The sequence below is a fragment of the Amycolatopsis sp. NPDC004772 genome, assembly GCF_053601215.1.
The window spans coordinates 147,853-166,080 of the sequence record NZ_JBSGBK010000005.1 but is presented as its reverse complement, the minus strand read 5'-3'; the positions used below and the strand labels follow the sequence as shown (position 1 = coordinate 166,080).

Sequence of the window (18,228 nt, the reverse complement as noted above, 5' to 3'; positions counted from 1 at the left end):
ATCCTCACCATCCGTTTGTTAGGGTCACCTAAGTTTGCGCCTCGTTCGGGGCGCCGTGAGCAGCGGGAGGCTGGTCTACCGGTGAGCAACGGTGACGCTGTGCAGCAGCAGGGGTCGAGGCTCGGGTTCTGGCGTGACCGCCTCGCCTCGGCGCCGAAGGAGCTGCCGCTGCCGGTCGACCGGCCGCACCTCGCGGAGCCCGTCTTCGCCCGGCTGGACCGGCCGCTGCCCGCCGCCGACGAGCTGACCCTCCTCGCGGCGTTCACAGTGCTGGTGTCCCGATATGCGGGAACGACGGACGTCGTGGTCGGGATCGGCGCACTGGTGCCCCTGCGGGTGGATCTCGGCGGCTCGCCCGGGTTCGCCGACGTCGTGACCCGGGTGCGCGAGGCGCGCGAGGAAGCGCTGGCGCACGAGGTGCCGTTCGCCGACCTGGTCGCCGAGCTGGGGCCCGAGCCGGGGCGCGGGGGCTCGGTGCTGGTCAACGTCGGTTTCGAGGCCGAAACGGACTTGGCCCTCGACCTGAACCTGACCCGCGACGGCGTGGCCTACCGCGCCGACGTCCTCGACGAATCCACTGTGGACCGGATGCTGGACCACCTCGGCACCCTCCTCGCCGACGCGCAGGAGGGTCCACAGTGGCCGGTGGTCCGGCTGGACCTCATGACGGCACCGGAACTGCGCCGGATCCTCGAAGAGTGGAACGACACGGACCTCGCGGCACCCCTGGCGACGCTGCCCGAGCTGTTCGCCGCCCGCGTCCGCGAGACGCCGGACGCCGTGGCCCTCGTCTTCGAAGACGAGGAACTCACCTACGCCGAGCTCGACGCCCGCGCGAACCGGCTCGCCCACGTCCTCATCGGGCGCGGCGCTGGGCCGGAAGAGGTCGTCGCGCTCGCCGTGCCGCGTTCGATCGGGATGATCGTCGCCGAGCTGGCCGTCCTCAAGGCCGGCGCCGCCTACCTGCCGCTGGACCAGGACTACCCGGCCGAGCGGATCGCGTTCATGGTGTCCGACGCCCGCCCGGTCTGCGTGGTCACCACCGGCGAGCTCGCCGGGCTCTTCGACGGCGACGTCCTGCTGCTCGACGAGGTCGGCCTGGACGGCGTCCCGGCGACGGACCCGGCCGCCGCGATCGTCCCGGCCAACGCCGCCTACGTCATCTACACCTCGGGCTCCACCGGGCGTCCCAAGGGTGTCGTGGTCTCCCACGCGGGGGTCGCGAAGCTCGTCGCGACGCAGTCCGAGCGGTTCGGCGTCGGCCCGCACAGCCGGGTGCTGCAGTTCGCCTCGCCGAGTTTCGACGTCGCTTTCTGGGACCTGTGCCTCGGGCTGCTTTCGGGCGGCCGCCTGGTGATCACGCCGGCCGAGCGCCGGGTGCCCGGCCCCGAACTGGCCGAGTACGCGCACGCCCACGGCGTCGACTTCATGATCCTGCCGCCCGCCCTGCTCGCCGAATTCCCCGAGGACTGCGACCTGCCGCGCAACAGCGTCCTGCTGGCCGGGACCGAACGCGTGTCGCCGGAGCTGGTCCGCCGCTGGGCGCCCGGGCGGCGGATGTTCAACGCCTACGGCCCGACCGAAGCCACGACCAACTCGACGCTCGGGCTCTGCGACCCGCAGATCGCACCCGGCTCGGCCGTGCCGATCGGCGTGCCGGACCCCGGCACCCGCGCGTACGTCCTCGACGCGGCTCTCGCGCCGGTCCCGGTCGGGGTGGTCGGGGAGCTGTACCTCGCCGGAAGCGGCCTCGCGCGCGGCTACCTCGGGCGGCCGGGCTTGACGGCGGAGCGGTTCGTCGCCGACCCGTTCGGTTCCGGCGGACGTCTCTACCGGACCGGTGACCTGGTGAAATGGCTGCCGGACGGGCGGCTCGTGTTCTTGGGCCGGGCCGACGACCAGGTCAAGATCCGCGGCTACCGCATCGAGCTCGGCGAGATCGAGTCGGTGCTCGCCGACCACCCGCGGGTCGGCCAGTCGGTCGTCGTCGCGCAGGACGGGCAGCTGATCGCCTACGCCGTCCCGGTGCCCGACCGCGACCAGGCGGCCGAGCAGGGGCACGTCGACGAATGGCACGACGTGCACGAGGAGATGCTCGCCGGCTCCCACGGCATCGAGGAGAACTTCGCGGGCTGGAACTCCAGCTACGACGGCTCCGAGATCCCCCTCGGCGAAATGCGCGAGTGGCACGCGGCGACGATCGAGCGGATCCGGTCTTTGCGGCCGAAGCGGGTGCTGGAGATCGGCGTCGGCAGCGGCCTGATCCTCTCGCGGATCGCCCCGGACGCCGAAACCTACTGGGGCGTCGACCTTTCCGAGAGCGCCGTCGAGAACGTCCGGCGCGAGGTCGCCGCGACGCCCTTCGCCGACCGGGTGCACCTGGCGGCCCGGCCCGCCCACGACCTGGGCGAGCTGCCGGAGTTCGACACGGTGATCATCAACTCCGTCGCGCAGTACTTCCCGAGCGCGGACTACCTCGCCGAAGTCGTCAAGACCGCCGCCGCGCACCTGGCTCCCGGTGGGACGATCTTCCTCGGCGACCTCCGCAACCTGCGTTCGCTGCGGGCCTTCCGGACCGCCGTCGAACTGCACCGCGGCCGGACCGACGTCGCCGCGGTGGACCAGGCGATCGCGCGCGAGGGCGAGCTCGTCCTCGACCCGGACTTCTTCCCGGCGCTGGCCCGCGGCCTCGACGGCTTCGGCGACGTCGACCTGTGGGTCAAGCGCGGCACCGCGCACAACGAGCTGACCCGGCACCGCTACGACGTCGTCCTGCGGAAGGCCGACCGGGCCGAGCCGGTCGCCGAGCAGGTCGTCGCCTTCGGCGACCTCGGTGCGGTGGAACGGTTCCTGGCCGCCGAGACGCCGGAGCGGCTGCGGGTCACCGCCATCCCGGACGCGCGGCTGGCCGGCGAGCTCGCCGCGGTCCGTGCCCTGGACACCGGCGACACCGAGGCCGCCCTGGCCGCCCTCGACGGCCGGGACGGCGTCGACCCGGAAGCCCTGCACACCCTCGGCGAGCGGGCCGGCTACCGCGTGGCCGTCACCCTGGCGGCCGAGGGCGGTGAGCTGGAGGCGGTCTTCACGCGCCCCAATGTGGCGTTCGGTGCGCTGGACGCACCCAATGTGGCGTTCGGTGCGTTGGACGCACCCAACGCCACATTGGGGCGTTCGGGCGGCCCCGCCTACCGGCCCGTGCGGCAGGCGGGCACGCCCGGCTCGTACGCCAACAACCCCGCCGCCCGGCGCGAAACCGGTGCGCTCGTCGCCTCGCTGCGCGCGCACGTGCGGGACCGGCTGCCGCTGTACATGGTGCCTTCGGCGTTCGTCGTGCTCGACAAGCTCCCGGTGCTCGCCTCCGGCAAGCTGGACCGCAAGGCCCTGCCCAGCCCGGAGCGGTTCACCGCCGGGCCGGGTCGCGCGCCGCACAACCCGGTCGAGCAGCTGCTGTGCGAGATGTTCGCCGACGTCCTCGGCGTGCCGCAGGCGGGCCCGGACGACGACTTCTTCGCCCTGGGCGGGCATTCCCTGCTCGCCACCCGGCTGATCCAGCGGATCCGCACGGCCGTCGGCGCCGAGGTGCCGGTGCGGGCCGTGTTCGACGCCCCGACGCCGGCCGCGCTCGCGGACCACCTCGCCGGGGCCGTCACCGGGACCGAGCGTCGTCCGCTCACCCGCGTCACCGAGCGGCCGGAACGGCTGCCGCTGTCGTTCGCCCAACAGCGGCTGTGGTTCCTGCACGGCCTCGAAGGCGGCTCGGCGACCTACAACGTCCCGCTCATCATGCGGCTGGCCGGGGAACTCGACGTCGACTCGCTGCGCGAAGCGCTCAACGACGTCGTGGCCCGGCACGAGGCCCTGCGGACGGTCTTCCCGGTCGCCGACGGTGTCCCGTACCAGGAGATCCTGCCCGAGCCGACAGTGGAGCTCGCCGTCCGCGAAGTGTCCGATGTGGACTCCGAAGTGGACGTTCTGGTGCGGGGCGTGTTCGACCTCGGCGCCGGGGTCCCGGTGCGCGCGGAACTGCTCACCGACGGCCCGCGGCGGCACGTGCTGGTCCTGGTCGTGCACCACATCGCCGCCGACGGCTGGTCGCTGTCCCCGCTCTGGCGGGACATCGCCGCGGCCTACCGCGCCCGCCGGCACGGCGAAGCTCCACAGTGGACACCGCTGCCGGTCCAGTACGCGGACTACACGCTCTGGCAGCGCGATCTCCTGGCCGTCGAAGAGGAAGCCCAGCTCGCCTACTGGCGGGAGACCCTGGACGGCCTGCCCGAGCGGATCGCGCTCCCGCTCGACCGGCCGCACCCGCCGGTGTCGGCCTACCGCGGCGGGTTCTTCACCTTCACCTGGGACGCCGGGCTCCAGGCCGCCGTCACCGACCTCGCCCGCACCTGCGGGGCCAGCCCGTTCATGGTCGTGCACGCGGGCCTGACCGCACTGCTGTCGCGCCTCGGCGCGGGCACCGACCTCCCGATCGGCACCCCGATCGCCGGCCGCACCGACCCGGCCCTCGACGACCTCGTCGGCTTCTTCGTCAACACCCTGGTCCTGCGCGTGGACACCGGCGGCGACCCGACGTTCCGCGACCTCGTGGCCCGGGTCCGCGAGCGCAGCCTCGACGCCTACGCCCACCAGGACGTCCCCTTCGAGCGCCTGGTCGAGGCGCTCAACCCGGCCCGGTCGCTGGCGCACCACCCGCTGTTCCAGACCATGCTCGCCTGGCAGAACACCCCCGGCACCGGCGTCGAACTGCCCGGCCTGACCGTCACCGAACAACCCGTCGGCACCGGCACGGCCAAGTTCGACCTCTGGTTCTCCTTCACCGAGCGCGCCGACGGCCTGCACGGGCAGGCCGAGTTCAACGCCGAGGTGTTCGACCGCGCGACCGTGACCGGCCTGCTCGACCGCCTGGAGACCCTGCTCCGGCAGGTCGCCGCCGCCCCGGACCGCCGCCTCGGCTCCCTGGACGTGCTCACCGCGGCCGAGCGTGACGGCCTCGAACCGACCTGGTCGGGGGCCGTCGCGGACGTCCCCGCGGTCACCGTGCCCGAACTGTTCGCCGCCCAGGTCGCGCGGACCCCCGGCCACCCCGCGCTGGTCTTCGAGGACGAAGAACTCACCTACGCCGAGCTCGACGCCGTTTCGACCCGCCTCGCCCGTGTGCTCGCCGCGCGGGGAGCCGGGCCCGAGCGCGTGGTCGCCCTGGCGCTGCCCCGCTCGACGCACCTGGTCACGGCGATCCTGGCCGTGCTCAAGACGGGTGCGGCCTACCTGCCGCTCGACCCCGGCTACCCGGCCGACCGCATCGCGTTCATGCTGGAAGACGCCGACCCGGCGCTCGTGCTGGCCGTCGCGGAGACCGCCGTCGAGGGCGCTCTGCTCCTGGACGACCCGGACACCCTGGCCGGAGTCGCGGCCGAGCCCCTCGAAGTCGTCCTCCGCCCCGAGAACCCGGCGTACGTCATCTACACCTCAGGGTCGACCGGCCGGCCGAAGGGGGTCGTCGTCCCGCACGCCGGGATCGTCAACCGGCTGCTCTGGATGCAGGACGCATACGGCCTCACCGCCGAAGACCGGGTGCTGCAGAAGACGCCGTCGAGCTTCGACGTCTCGGTGTGGGAGTTCCTCTGGCCGCTGCTCACCGGCGCCACCGAGGTGCTCGCCCGGCCGGACGGCCACAAGGACCCCGCTTACCTCGCCCGGCTGATCCGCGACCGCGGGATCACGACCGTCCACTTCGTCCCGTCGATGCTCCAGGTCTTCCTCCAGGAACCGGCGGCGCGGGAATGCCCGAGCCTGCGCCGGGTGCTGTGCAGCGGCGAAGCCCTGCCGACGGACGCCATCACGCAGTTCGGGCAGGTCCTCGACGCCGAACTGCACAACCTCTACGGCCCGACCGAAGCCTCGGTCGACGTCACGGCCTGGCACACGTCCACTGAGGACACTTCCGTCCCCATCGGACGTCCGGTGTGGAACACCCGCACCTACGTCCTCGACGCCGCCCTGCGCCCGGTCCCGCCGGGCACGCCCGGCGAGCTGTACCTGGCCGGCGTCCAGCTCGCCCGCGGCTACCTCGGCCGGGCCGGGCTCACCGCCGAACGGTTCGTCGCCGACCCGTTCGGCGCACCCGGCACCCGGATGTACCGCACCGGCGACCTCGCGCGCTTCCGCCCCGACGGCGTCCTCGAGTTCCTCGGCCGCGGCGACGAGCAGATCAAGATCCGCGGCTTCCGCGTCGAACCGGGCGAGATCGCGGCGACCCTGTCCGCGCACGACGACGTCGCCCACGCCGTCGTCGTCGCCCGCGAAGACCGGCCCGGCGACGTCCGGCTGGTCGGGTACGTCGTCCCCGCCGACACCTCCGGGTCCGCCGAGGAGGAGACCGAGCAGGTCGGCGAGTGGCGCGAGCTGTACGACTCGATGTACTCCGGCGACCGCGACGAGTTCGCCGGCTGGAACTCCAGCTACACCGGTGAGCCGATCCCGCGCGCAGAGATGCGGGAGTGGCGCGACGCGATCGTCGGCCGGATCCGCTCACTCCGGCCGAAGCGGGTCCTGGAGATCGGCGTCGGCAGCGGCCTGCTGCTGACCGAACTGGCTCCGGACTGCGAGACCTATTGGGGCACGGACTTCTCCGCCGAGGTCATCGCCGCGCTGGGGGAGCGGGTCGCGGCCGACCCCGCGCTCGCCGGGCGCGTCGAACTGCGCACCGGCGACGCCGCCGACCTCGGCGGCCTGCCGTCCGGGTTCTTCGACACCATCGTGCTCAACTCCGTCGTCCAGTACTTCCCGAGCGGCACGTACCTCCTCGACGTCGTGCGCACGGCACTCGGCCTCCTGGCGCCGGGCGGGGCGCTGTTCGTCGGCGACGTCCGGGACCTGCGGCAGGTCCGGGCGTTCCACACCGCCGTGGCCCGGGCGCGCGGCGGCGACGTCGAACAGCGGCTGCTGCGGGAGAAGGAACTCCTGGTGGCACCGGAGTTCTTCGCCGGTCTCGACGGGGTGGCGGCGGACATCCGGGTCAAGCGCGGCCGGGCGGTCAACGAACTCACCCAGTACCGCTACGACGTCGTCCTGCGCCCCGGCGCGGCCGAGCCGCCGCCGGGGGAGACGCTGATCTGGGACACCGATGTGTCCACAGTGGACGAAGTGATCGTCCGCCGAGCCGACGGCCTGCGCGTCGAAGGCGTCCCGAACGGCCGCACCACCGACGGCGTGGACCCCGAAGACTGGTTCGAGCTGGGTGCGGTCGTCACCTGGTCCGCGACCGGCGACGGCTCGGTCGACGTCCTGTTCACCGGCGACGCGGCCGGGGCGTTCCGGCCCGGCCCGGACCCGGTCCTGAGCTACATCGGCAACCCGCGGCGCTCGCGCCGGAGCACCGCGCTCCCGGCGGACCTGCGGACCTTCGCCGCCGGACGGCTGCCCGAGCACATGGTGCCGTCGGCGATCGTCGTCCTCGACGCGCTGCCGGTGACGGCGAACGGCAAGCTCGACCGCCGCGCCCTGCCCGCCCCGGACGTGAGCGCGCCGGTCTCGGACCGCGAGCCGCGCACCCTCCTCGAACGGCAGCTGTGCGAGCTGTTTGCCGACGTCCTCGGCCTGCCGCGGGTCGGCCCGGACGACAGCTTCTTCGCCCTCGGCGGCCATTCGCTGCTGGCCACCCGGCTGATCGCCCGCGTCCGCACCACTCTCCAGGCCGAGCTCGAGGTGCGGGCGGTGTTCGAGACGCCGACGCCGGCGGGCCTGGCCGGGGTGCTCGCCACCGCCCAGGGGACCGCGCGGCCGCCGCTGGTCGCCACCCGGCGACCGGACCTCGTCCCGCTGTCGGGCGCCCAGCAGCGGCTGTGGTTCCTGCACCACCTCGAAGGACCGTCGGCCACCTACAACGTCCCGCTGATCATGCGCCTGGACGGCGACCTCGACGTCGCCGCGCTGCGCCGGGCGCTCTCGGACGTGGTCGCCCGCCACGAGGCCCTGCGCACCCGGTTCCCCCAGCGCGACGGCGTCCCGTACCAGGACATCCTCCCGGCCGGGGACGTCGAGCTGCCCGTCCGCGAGGTCACCGACCTCGGCGAGGCCCTGACCGGCCTGGTCCGCGGCTCGTTCGACCTGGAACGGCACGCGCCGATGCGCGCCGAACTGCTGCGGATCCATGCCCGCGAGCACGTCTTCGCGCTGGTGTTCCACCACATCGCCTCCGACGGCTGGTCGATGGCCCCGCTGTGGCGCGACATCGCCACGGCCTACGCCGCCCGCCGGGCCGGTGACGTTCCACAGTGGACGCCGTTGCCGGTGCAGTACGCGGACTACACGCTGTGGCAGCAGGATCTCCTCGGCCGCGAAGACGACCCGGACAGCGTGCTGTGCGCCCAGCTCGGCTACTGGCGGGACGCCCTGGCCGGCCTCCCGGACCGGATCGAGCTGCCCCTGGACCGGCCGCACCCGGCGACCGCGACCTTCCGCGGCGAGCTGCACACCTTCACCTGGGACGCCGCACTCCACACCGGCCTGGCCGGCCTGGCCCGCGAGAGCGGCGCGAGCGTGTTCATGGTCGTGCACGCGGCCCTCGCCGCCCTGCTCACCCGGCTCGGCGCCGGGACCGACGTGCCGATCGGCTCGCCCATCGCCGGCCGCACCGACCCGGCCCTGGACGACCTCGTCGGGTTCTTCGTCAACACCCTCGTGCTGCGCGTCGACACCGGCGGCGAGCCGACGTTCCGCGAGCTCCTCGCCCGCGTCCGCGAGCGCAACCTCGACGCTTACGCCCACCAGGACGTGCCGTTCGAGCGCCTGGTCGAGGTGCTCAACCCGGCGCGGTCGCTGTCCTACCACCCGCTGTTCCAGGTGATGATCGCCGGGCAGAACAACGCCCGCGCCGAGGTGACCCTGCCCGGCCTCGCCGTCACCGAGCTCCCGGTGACCACCGGGACGTCGAAGTTCGATCTGTCGATCTCGCTGACCGAACGCGACGCCGGGATCGCCGGCGTCCTGGAGTTCAACGCCGACGTCTTCGACCACGCGAGCGCGGACACGATCCTGCGGCGCCTCGAAGTCCTGCTGCGTGCGGCCCTGGCCGAGCCCGACCGCCCGGTCGGCGCCCTCGACCTCCTCGACGGGGACGAGCGGGACCGGGTGCTCACCGAGTGGGCCGGGTCCCTCGACCCGGCGGGCACCGAGACGTTCCCGGGGATGTTCGCCCGCCGCGTCGCCGAGGCCCCCGATGCGGTGGCGCTGGTATTCGAGGACGTCGAACTCACCTACGCCGAGGTGAACGCCCGCGCGAACCGGCTCGCGCACCTGCTGCTCGACCGCGGCGCCGGGCCGGAGCAGGTGGTCGCGCTGGCCGTGCCGCGGTCGGTGGAGATGATCATCGCCGAGTTGGCGGTGCTCAAGGCCGGGGCCGCTTACCTGCCGATCGACGTCGACTACCCCGGTGACCGGATCGCCTACATGGTCGAGGACGCGGCCCCGGTCTGCGTCGTGACGACCCGGGACGTCGAGGCGAAGCTGCCCGCGTCCCTGCCGCGAATCCTCCTCGACGCGGCGCTCGCCGCAATGTCCACACAGGACCCAAAGGTCACGATCACGCCGGAGAACGCCGCCTACGTGATCTACACGTCCGGCTCGTCCGGGCGGCCCAAGGGCGTCGTCCTCCAGCACTCGGGGGTCGCGAAGCTGGTCGCCACCCAGGTCGAACGGTTCGGCGTCGGCCCGCACAGCCGGGTGCTGCAGTTCGCTTCGCCGAGTTTCGACGTCGCGTTCTGGGACCTCTGCCTCGGCCTGCTCTCGGGCGGCCGCCTGGTGGTCGTCCCGGCCGAGCGGCGGGTCGCGGGGCCGGCGCTCACCGAGTACGCGCACGCCCACGGCGTCGACTTCATGATCCTGCCGCCCGCCCTGCTCGACGCGATGCCGGCGGACCTCGACCTGCCGCGCGACAGCGTGCTGCTCGCCGGCACCGAACGCGTGTCGCCGGAGCTGGTCCGCCGCTGGGCGCCGGGCCGCCGGATGTTCAACGCCTACGGCCCCACCGAGGCGACCACCAACTCGACGCTCGGCGAGAGCGACCCGGCCGAGCTGGCGGACGCGACCGCCGTGCCGATCGGCATCCCCGACCCCGGCACCCGCGCCTACGTGCTCGACGCCGGGCTGCGGCCGGTCCCGCCCGGCGTGGTGGGGGAGTTGTACCTCGCGGGCTCCGGTCTGGCGCGCGGGTACCTCGGGCGGCCGGGGCTGACGGCGGAGCGGTTCGTCGCGGACCCGTTCGGTTCCGGCGGACGTCTCTACCGCACGGGTGACCTGGTGAAATGGCTGCCGGATGGGCGGCTGGTGTTCCTCGGCCGGGCCGACGACCAGGTCAAGATCCGCGGCTACCGGATCGAGCTCGGCGAGATCGAGTCCGTGCTCGCCGAGCACCCGGCCGTCGGGCAGACCGTCGTCGTCGCCCAGGACGGGCGGCTCATCGCCTACGCCGTGCCCTCGGCCGGGCGGGACGAAGACGCCGAACGGGAGCACGTCGGCGAGTGGCGCGAGCTGCACGAGAACGTCTTCACCGAAGCCGCGTCCGGCGGCCTCGAAGAGAACTTCACCGGCTGGAACTCCAGCTACGACGGCTCCGAAATCCCGCTCGGCGAGATGCGCGAGTGGCACGCGGCCACGATCGAGCGGATCCGCTCGCTGCGGCCGAAGCGGGTGCTGGAGATCGGCGTCGGCAGCGGCCTGATCCTGTCCCGGATCGCGCCGGACGCCGAAGAGTACTGGGGCGTCGACCTGTCCGAGAAGGCCATCGCCAACCTGCGGCGCGAACTCGCGGCGACACCTTTCGCGAGCAAGGTCCACCTGGCCGCGCGGCCCGCCCACGACCTCGGCGAGCTGCCGGAGTTCGACACGGTGATCATCAACTCGGTCGCCCAGTACTTCCCGAGCGTCGGCTACCTCGCCGAAGTCCTTCGCACGGCCGCGGCGCACGTCCGGCCGGGCGGGGTGATCTTCCTCGGCGACATCCGGAACCTGCGCTCGCTGCGGGCGTTCCGGACGGCGACCGAGCTGCGCCACGGCCGCCGCGACGTCGCCGCGGTGGACCAGGCGATCGCCCGGGAAGGTGAGCTGGTCCTGGACCCGGACTTCTTCACGGCCCTGGACCTCGACGGCTTCGACGACGTCGACCTGTGGGTCAAGCGCGGTCACGCTCACAACGAGCTGACCCGCCACCGCTACGACGTCGTCCTGCGGAGGGTCCCGCGGCCCGACGCGCCCGAAGAGCTGGTCGTCGGATTCGACGAGCTGGAGCAGGCCTTGGCGGCCCGTCCGGCCCGGCTGCGCGTGACCGGTGTGCCGAACGCCCGGCTGTCCGGGGAACTCGCCGCCGTCGCCGCGCTGGCCGCGGGCGACGCCGGGACCGCACTGTCCTCTTTGGAGCGGCGAGATGGCGTGGACCCCGAAATGCTGCACGAACTCGGCGAGCGGCACGGCTACCGCGTGGACGCGACCCTCACCGCGGACGAGGGCGCGCTGGAAGCCGTGTTCACGACCGGGTCGCCGCAGCGGGTTTACCGCGGCCGCCCGACCCGGGTCCCCCTGGAAGCGCTGGGCAACCACCCGGCCGGGCAGCGGGACACGAACGCGCTGGTGACGGCCCTGCGGGCGCACGTCCGCGACCGGCTGCCGCAGTACATGGTGCCGTCGGCGTTCGTGCTCCTCGACCGGCTCCCGCTGCTGGCCTCCGGCAAACTCGACCGGCGCGCCCTGCCGAGCCCGGACCAGCAGGCGGCCACCACCGGCCGGGCCCCGCGGACACCGGTCGAAGAAGTCCTGTGCGGGCTGTTCGCCGAGGTCCTCGACACGGCGTCGATCGGCGTCGACGACGACTTCTTCGCCCTCGGCGGGCATTCGCTGATGGCGACCCGCCTGGTCGCCCGGCTGCGCGCGGTCTTCGGCGTCGAACTGCAGGTGCGGTCGGTGTTCGAGACACCGACGGTCGCCGGGCTCGCTGCCCTGCTGGCCGGCGCGGACGCCGGACAAGCCCGGCCCGCCCTGGTGCGCGCCGACCCGCGGCCGGACGTGCTGCCGCTGTCGTTCGCCCAGCAGCGGCTGTGGTTCCTGCACCGCCTGGAAGGCCCGTCGGCGACGTACAACATGCCGGCGGCGGTCCGGCTGACCGGCGACCTCGACGTCGACGCGCTGCGCACGGCGCTGTCCGACGTCGTCGAGCGCCACGAAGCCCTCCGCACGGTCTTCCCGGAGATCGACGGAGAAGCCCGGCAGCTCGTCCTCGCCGACGTCTCAGTCCCGCTGCCGGTCCGTGCGGTCACCGAAGCCACGCTCGCCGACGCGGTGTCCGAAGCGGCGGGCACGGTCTTCGAGCTGGAGTCGGAGCTTCCGCTGCGGGCGCAGCTGCTGCGCCTGGGGGCCCGGGAGCACGTCCTGGTGCTGGTGTTCCACCACATCGCCTCCGACGGCTGGTCGACCGCGCCGCTGTGGCGGGACCTCGCGACGGCCTACACCGCCCGGTGCGCCGGCGGACGTCCACAATGGACGCCGTTGCCGGTGCAGTACGCGGACTACACGCTCTGGCAGCGGGACGTCCTCGGCGAGCCGGTGATCGAACCCCAGCTGGCCTACTGGCGCGAAGCCCTCGCGGGCCTGCCCGAACGGATCGAACTGCCCACCGACCGGCCGCACCCGGCGGAAGCGTCCTACCGGGGCGAGCAGTTCGCCTTCGGCTGGGACGCCGGGCTCCACAGCGGACTGGTCGAGCTGGCCCGCGCCTGCGGGGCCAGCGTGTTCATGGTCGTGCACGCCGGGCTCACCGCGGTGCTCACCCGGCTCGGCGCGGGCACCGACATCCCGCTCGGCACGTCCATCGCCGGGCGCACCGACGCCGCCCTCGACGACCTCGTCGGGTTCTTCGTCAACACCCTGGTCCTGCGCGTGGACACGAGCGGCGACCCGTCGTTCCGCGACCTCGTGGCCCGGGTGCGGGACCGCAGCCTCGACGCCTACGCCCACCAGGACGTGCCGTTCGAACGCCTGGTCGAGACGCTCAACCCGGTCCGGTCCCTCGCCTACCACCCGCTGTTCCAGACGATGCTGGCCTGGCAGAACAACGCCGTCGCCGACCTCGCGCTGCCGGGTCTGGCCGTCGCGGAAGAACCGGTCCGGACCGGTACCGCGCGCGCCGACCTGACGTTCTTCGTCGGCGAGCGGCCCGGGCACCAGGCCGGCATCCGCGGCACGGCGGAGTACAACAGCGACGTCTTCGACCGCGCGAGCGTCGAGGCGCTCCTGGAACGGCTGCGGACGCTCCTGACGGCGGTGGTGGCCGACCCGGACACCCGGATCGGCGCTGTCGACCTGCTCACCGCCGCCGAACACGACCAGCTCGCCGCCGACCCCGCGACCCCGCTGCCCGCGGAGACGACCGCCGAGCTGTTCGCCGCCCAGGTCGCCCGGACGCCGGACGCCCTCGCCTTGACGTTCGGCCCTGAGCGGCTCAGCTATGCCGAGCTGGATACGCGGGCCACGACCCTCGCCCGGGCGCTGCTCGCGCGGGGCGCGGGGCCGGAACGCGTGGTGGCGGTCGCGCTGCCGCGCTCGGTGGACCTGGTCGTCGCACTCCTGGCGGTGCTCAAGACCGGCGCCGCCTACCTGCCCTTGGACCTCAACCACCCGGCCGAGCGCATCGAGCTGATGCTCACCGACGCGGCCCCGCACCTGGTCGTCGCCGAAGACGGCCTCCGCTCAGGGGTCGTGAGTGATAATGAGGGTTCTAACCCGACTTACCACTCACGACCAGCCACGGCAGACAACCTGGCGTACGTGATCTTCACCTCCGGCTCCACCGGACGCCCGAAGGCCGTCGCCGGAACCCAGCGGGCGCTGGCCAACCGGCTGCACTGGGGCCGGGACCTCGTGCGGGGCGTGCGCGTGGCCAAGAGTGCGCTGACGTTCATCGACGGTTCCACCGAGCTGCTCGGCGGCCTCGTCGCGGGCGATCCGGTGGTCCTCGCCGACGACACCACCGCCACCGACCCCCTGGCACTGGCCGGCTTCGTCCGCGAGTCCGGTTCGCAGGTGCTCACCGTCGTCTCGAGCCTCCTCGACACCTTCGCCGAGGACGCCCCGGCGGGCGCGTTCGACACGGTGACCACCTGGATCACCAGCGGCGAACCGCTGTCCGACGCCCTGGCCGCGAAGGTCGCGGCCCGGTGGCCGTCGGCGAAACTGGTCAACCTCTACGGCTGCTCGGAAGTCGCCGGCGACAGCCTGGCCCAGGTCTGCGGCCCGGTGGCCATCGGGCGGCCGGTCGCGAACACCCGCGCGTACGTCCTCGACGCGGCGTTGCGGCCGGTGCCGCCGGGTGTCCGTGGCGAGCTGTACCTCGCCGGCGCCGGCGTCGCGCGGGGCTACCTCGGCCGGCCCGCGCTCACCGCCGAACGGTTCGTCGCCTCGCCGTTCGAACCGGGGGAGCGGATGTACCGCACCGGCGACCTGGTCCGCCGCCGCGCCGACGGGGCCCTGGACTTCCTCGGCCGCGCCGATCAGCAGATCAAGATCCGCGGCTTCCGCGTCGAACCCGGCGAAGTCGAGGCCGTGCTGACGACCGACGCCGCGGTGGCGCGCGCGGTCGTGATCGCCCGGGAGAACCGGCTGATCGCCTACGTTTCGCCCTCGGGTGACCCGGTCGCGCTGCGGGCGCTGCTCGCCGGGCGGCTGCCGGAGCACCTGGTGCCGTCGGCGATCGTCGTCCTGCCCGAACTGCCGGTGAACGCCAACGGCAAGCTCGACCGCGCCGCGCTGCCCGACCCGGAGGTCCGCGCGTCCGGACGGCTCGCCCGGACCCCGGCCGAGCAGGCGCTGTGCGAGCTGTTCGCCGACGTCCTCGGCGTGCCGTCGGTCGGCCCGGACGACGGGTTCTTCACTCTCGGCGGCCATTCGCTGCTGGCGACCCGGCTGGTCAGCCGGATCCGCGCGCTGCTCGGCGTCGAAGTGCCGATCCGGGCGGTGTTCGACGCGTCGACCCCGGCTCGGCTCGCCGAAGCCTTGGACCCCGGGCGGGGCCGTCGCCCGGCGCTGGTCCCGGCCGCGCGCCCGGACGTCCTGCCGCTCTCGTTCGCGCAGCAGCGGCTGTGGTTCCTCGACCGCCTCGACGGGCCGTCCGCGACCTACAACATCCCGTGGGCGTGGGACCTGACCGGCCCGGTCGACGTCGACGCGCTGCGGGCCGCGCTGGGTGACGTCGTGGCGCGTCACGAGGTCCTCCGGACGCTCCTGGTCGAAGAGCAGGGCACGCCCCGGCAGGTCGTCCTCGGCGAGGCCGTCCCGGTGCTGGTCACCGAGACGGCGGCCGACCTCGGCGAGCGCGTCGCCGCGGCGGCGTCGTACTGCTTCACCCTGGACGCCGAAATCCCGATCCGGGCCACGCTCGTCTCGGCCGGACCGGACCGGCACGTGCTGGTGCTGCTGGTGCACCACATCGCGGGTGACGGCTGGTCGCTGCCGCCGCTGAAGCGGGACCTCGACACCGCCTACGCGGCCCGGCTGCGCGGTGAGCGTCCACAGTGGACGCCGTTGCCGGTGCAGTACGCCGACTACACGCTGTGGCAGCGGGAGATGTTCGGCCGCGCCGACGACCCGGACAGCCTCCTCGGCCGGCAGGCCGCGTTCTGGCGGGACACCCTCGCAGGCATCCCCGACGAGCTGCCCCTCCCGGCCGACCGGCCACGCCCGGCGCGGTCGACCAACCGCGGTGCCGCCGTGCCGTTCACCGTGCCCGCGTCCGTCCACAAGGGACTGCGGGAACTGGCCCACCGCAGCGACACGAGCACGTTCATGGTCCTGCAAGCGGTGCTGGCCGCGTTGCTGACCCGGCTCGGCGCGGGCACCGACATCCCCCTGGGGACGCCGGTGGCCGGCCGGTCCGACCACGCCCTGGAGGAGCTCGCCGGGTTCTTCGTCAACACCCTCGTGCTGCGGACCGACACCGGCGGCGACCCGACGTTCCGGCAGCTGCTGGACCGCGTCCGGGAGGCCGACCTGGCGGCCTACGCCCACCAGGACCTGCCGTTCGAGCACCTCGTCGAGCTGCTCAACCCGCCGCGGTCGCTGTCCCGGCACCCGCTGTTCCAGGTCATGCTCGCGGTCTACCACGCGGGTGCGGAGCCGGAACGGCTGCTCGGGCTGCCCGCGGCCCACCGGGACACCGGGCTGCGGCAGGCCAAGTTCGACCTGTCGTTCGACCTGGTCGAGACGCCCGAGGGCATCGACGGCGACCTCGAATACAGCCTCGACCTCTTCGACGAGCCGACCGCCCGGACGCTCACCGAGCGCCTGGTGCGGGTGATGGCGGCGGTCGTCGCCGACCCGGACCGGCCGCTGAGCCGCCTCGACGTCCTCGACGCTCCGGAGCGGGACCGCATCCTGCGGGACTGGGGTGCCGGGGCGCCGCTGACCCTCTCCGCGCCGACGGTCGTCGACCGGCTGGCGGCCCAGGTGGCGGCGACCCCGGACGCGACCGCGCTGAGCGACGCGTCGTCGAGCGTGACGTTCGCGGAGTTCGCCGCGCGGACCGACCGCCTCGCCCGGTGGCTCGCGTCGCAGGGCGCGGGGCCGGAGAAGGTCGTGGCGCTCGTGCTGCCGCGGTCGGCGGCGGTGGTCGAGGCGATCTTCGGCGTGTTCAAGACGGGCGCGGCCTACCTGCCGGTGGACCCGGACCAGCCGGCCGACCGGATCTCGGCGATCCTCGCCGACGCGGCTCCCGCACTGGTCCTCACCAGCCGTTCGCTTGCTTCGGCCGTCCCCGGTGCGCTGTGCGTCGAGGACATTGTGGACAGTGACGCCGCGCTCACCCCGCCGTCGCCCGCGAACCCGGCGTACGTGCTCTACACGTCCGGCTCGACGGGCAAGCCCAAGGGCGTGGTCATCCCGCATTCGGGGCTGGTCAACCTGTTCCACAGCCACCGCGAGACGCTCTACCGCCCGGCCGTCGCCGCGGCGGGGGGACGGCGGCTGCGCATCGGGCACGCGTGGGCGTTCTTCTTCGACGCCTCCTGGCAGCCGCAGCTGTGGCTGCTCGACGGGCACGAAGTGCACGTCGTCGACGACGACACCCGCCGCGACCCCGCGCGGCTGGCGGCGGTGGTGCGCGAGCGCGCGCTCGACTTCCTCGAACTCACGCCGTCGCACTTCGCGCAGCTGGCCGCGGCCGGGGTGATCGCGGACGGCCGGTGCGCGCTCGGCGTGGTCGGCGTCGGCGGTGAAGCGGTCTCGCAGACGTTGTGGGAGACGCTGTCGTCGATGCCGGGCACGGAGGCGTACAACCTCTACGGCCCCACCGAGGCCACGGTGGACGCGCTGGTCGGCCGCTTCGGCGACGCCGACCGGCCGGTGGTCGGCCGTCCGGTGCACAACACCCGCGCGTACGTCCTCGACGGCGGCCTCGCGCCGGTGCCCGCCGGGGTGCCCGGCGAGCTGTACCTCGCCGGCGCCGGGCTGGCCCGCGGCTACCACGGGCGTCCCGGGCTCACCGCCGAACGGTTCGTCGCCTCGCCGTTCCGGCCGGGGGAGCGGATGTACCGCACCGGCGACCTGGTGCGCTGGCGGCCGGACGGGCAGCTGGAGTACCTCGGCCGCACCGACGACCAGGTCAAGCTCCGCGGGTTCCGGATCGAGCCCGGCGAGATCGAGACGGCCCTGACCCGGCACGAGGACGTCTCGCAGGCCCTGGTTCTCGTCCGCGACGAACGGCTGATCGCCTACACGACCCCGGGGACCGCGGATCCGGTGCGGTTGCGGGAGTTCCTCGCCCGGACGCTGCCGGAGTACATGGTGCCCGCGGCGATCGTCCCCCTCGACGCGTTCCCCGTGACCCCCAACGGGAAGCTGGACCGGGCGGCCTTGCCGGTGCCCGAGTTCGAAACCCGCGGCCGGGCCCCCGAAACGGCCACGGAGAAGGCGCTCTGCGAGATCTTCGCGGAGGTCCTGGACGTCGCCGCCGTCGGCGCCGACGACGACCTGTTCACCCTCGGCGGCCACTCGATGCTGCTGGTGGTCCTGCGCAACCGGATCACCGAGCGGCTCGGGACCGATCTGCCGATCGCCGAGTTCTTCCGCACCCCCACCGCGGCCGGACTGGCCGCGCTGGTGCATCCGGGGCTTCGCCCCGGGCCGGGGGCTCCGCCACCCGGAACCCCCGAAAAGAAGCTGTTGACCTACGACACGGAGTAA

The 18,228-nt window shown here is 73.6% G+C and carries 1 protein-coding gene; it reads left to right on the top strand.

Annotated features, from left to right (window positions below; all coding sequences use genetic code 11):
* Positions 1–99: 99 nt before the first annotated feature.
* Positions 100–18,228, top strand: a complete 18,129-nt coding sequence (locus ACWEF6_RS05350; RefSeq protein ID WP_449681764.1) for an amino acid adenylation domain-containing protein — start codon at positions 100–102, stop codon at positions 18,226–18,228.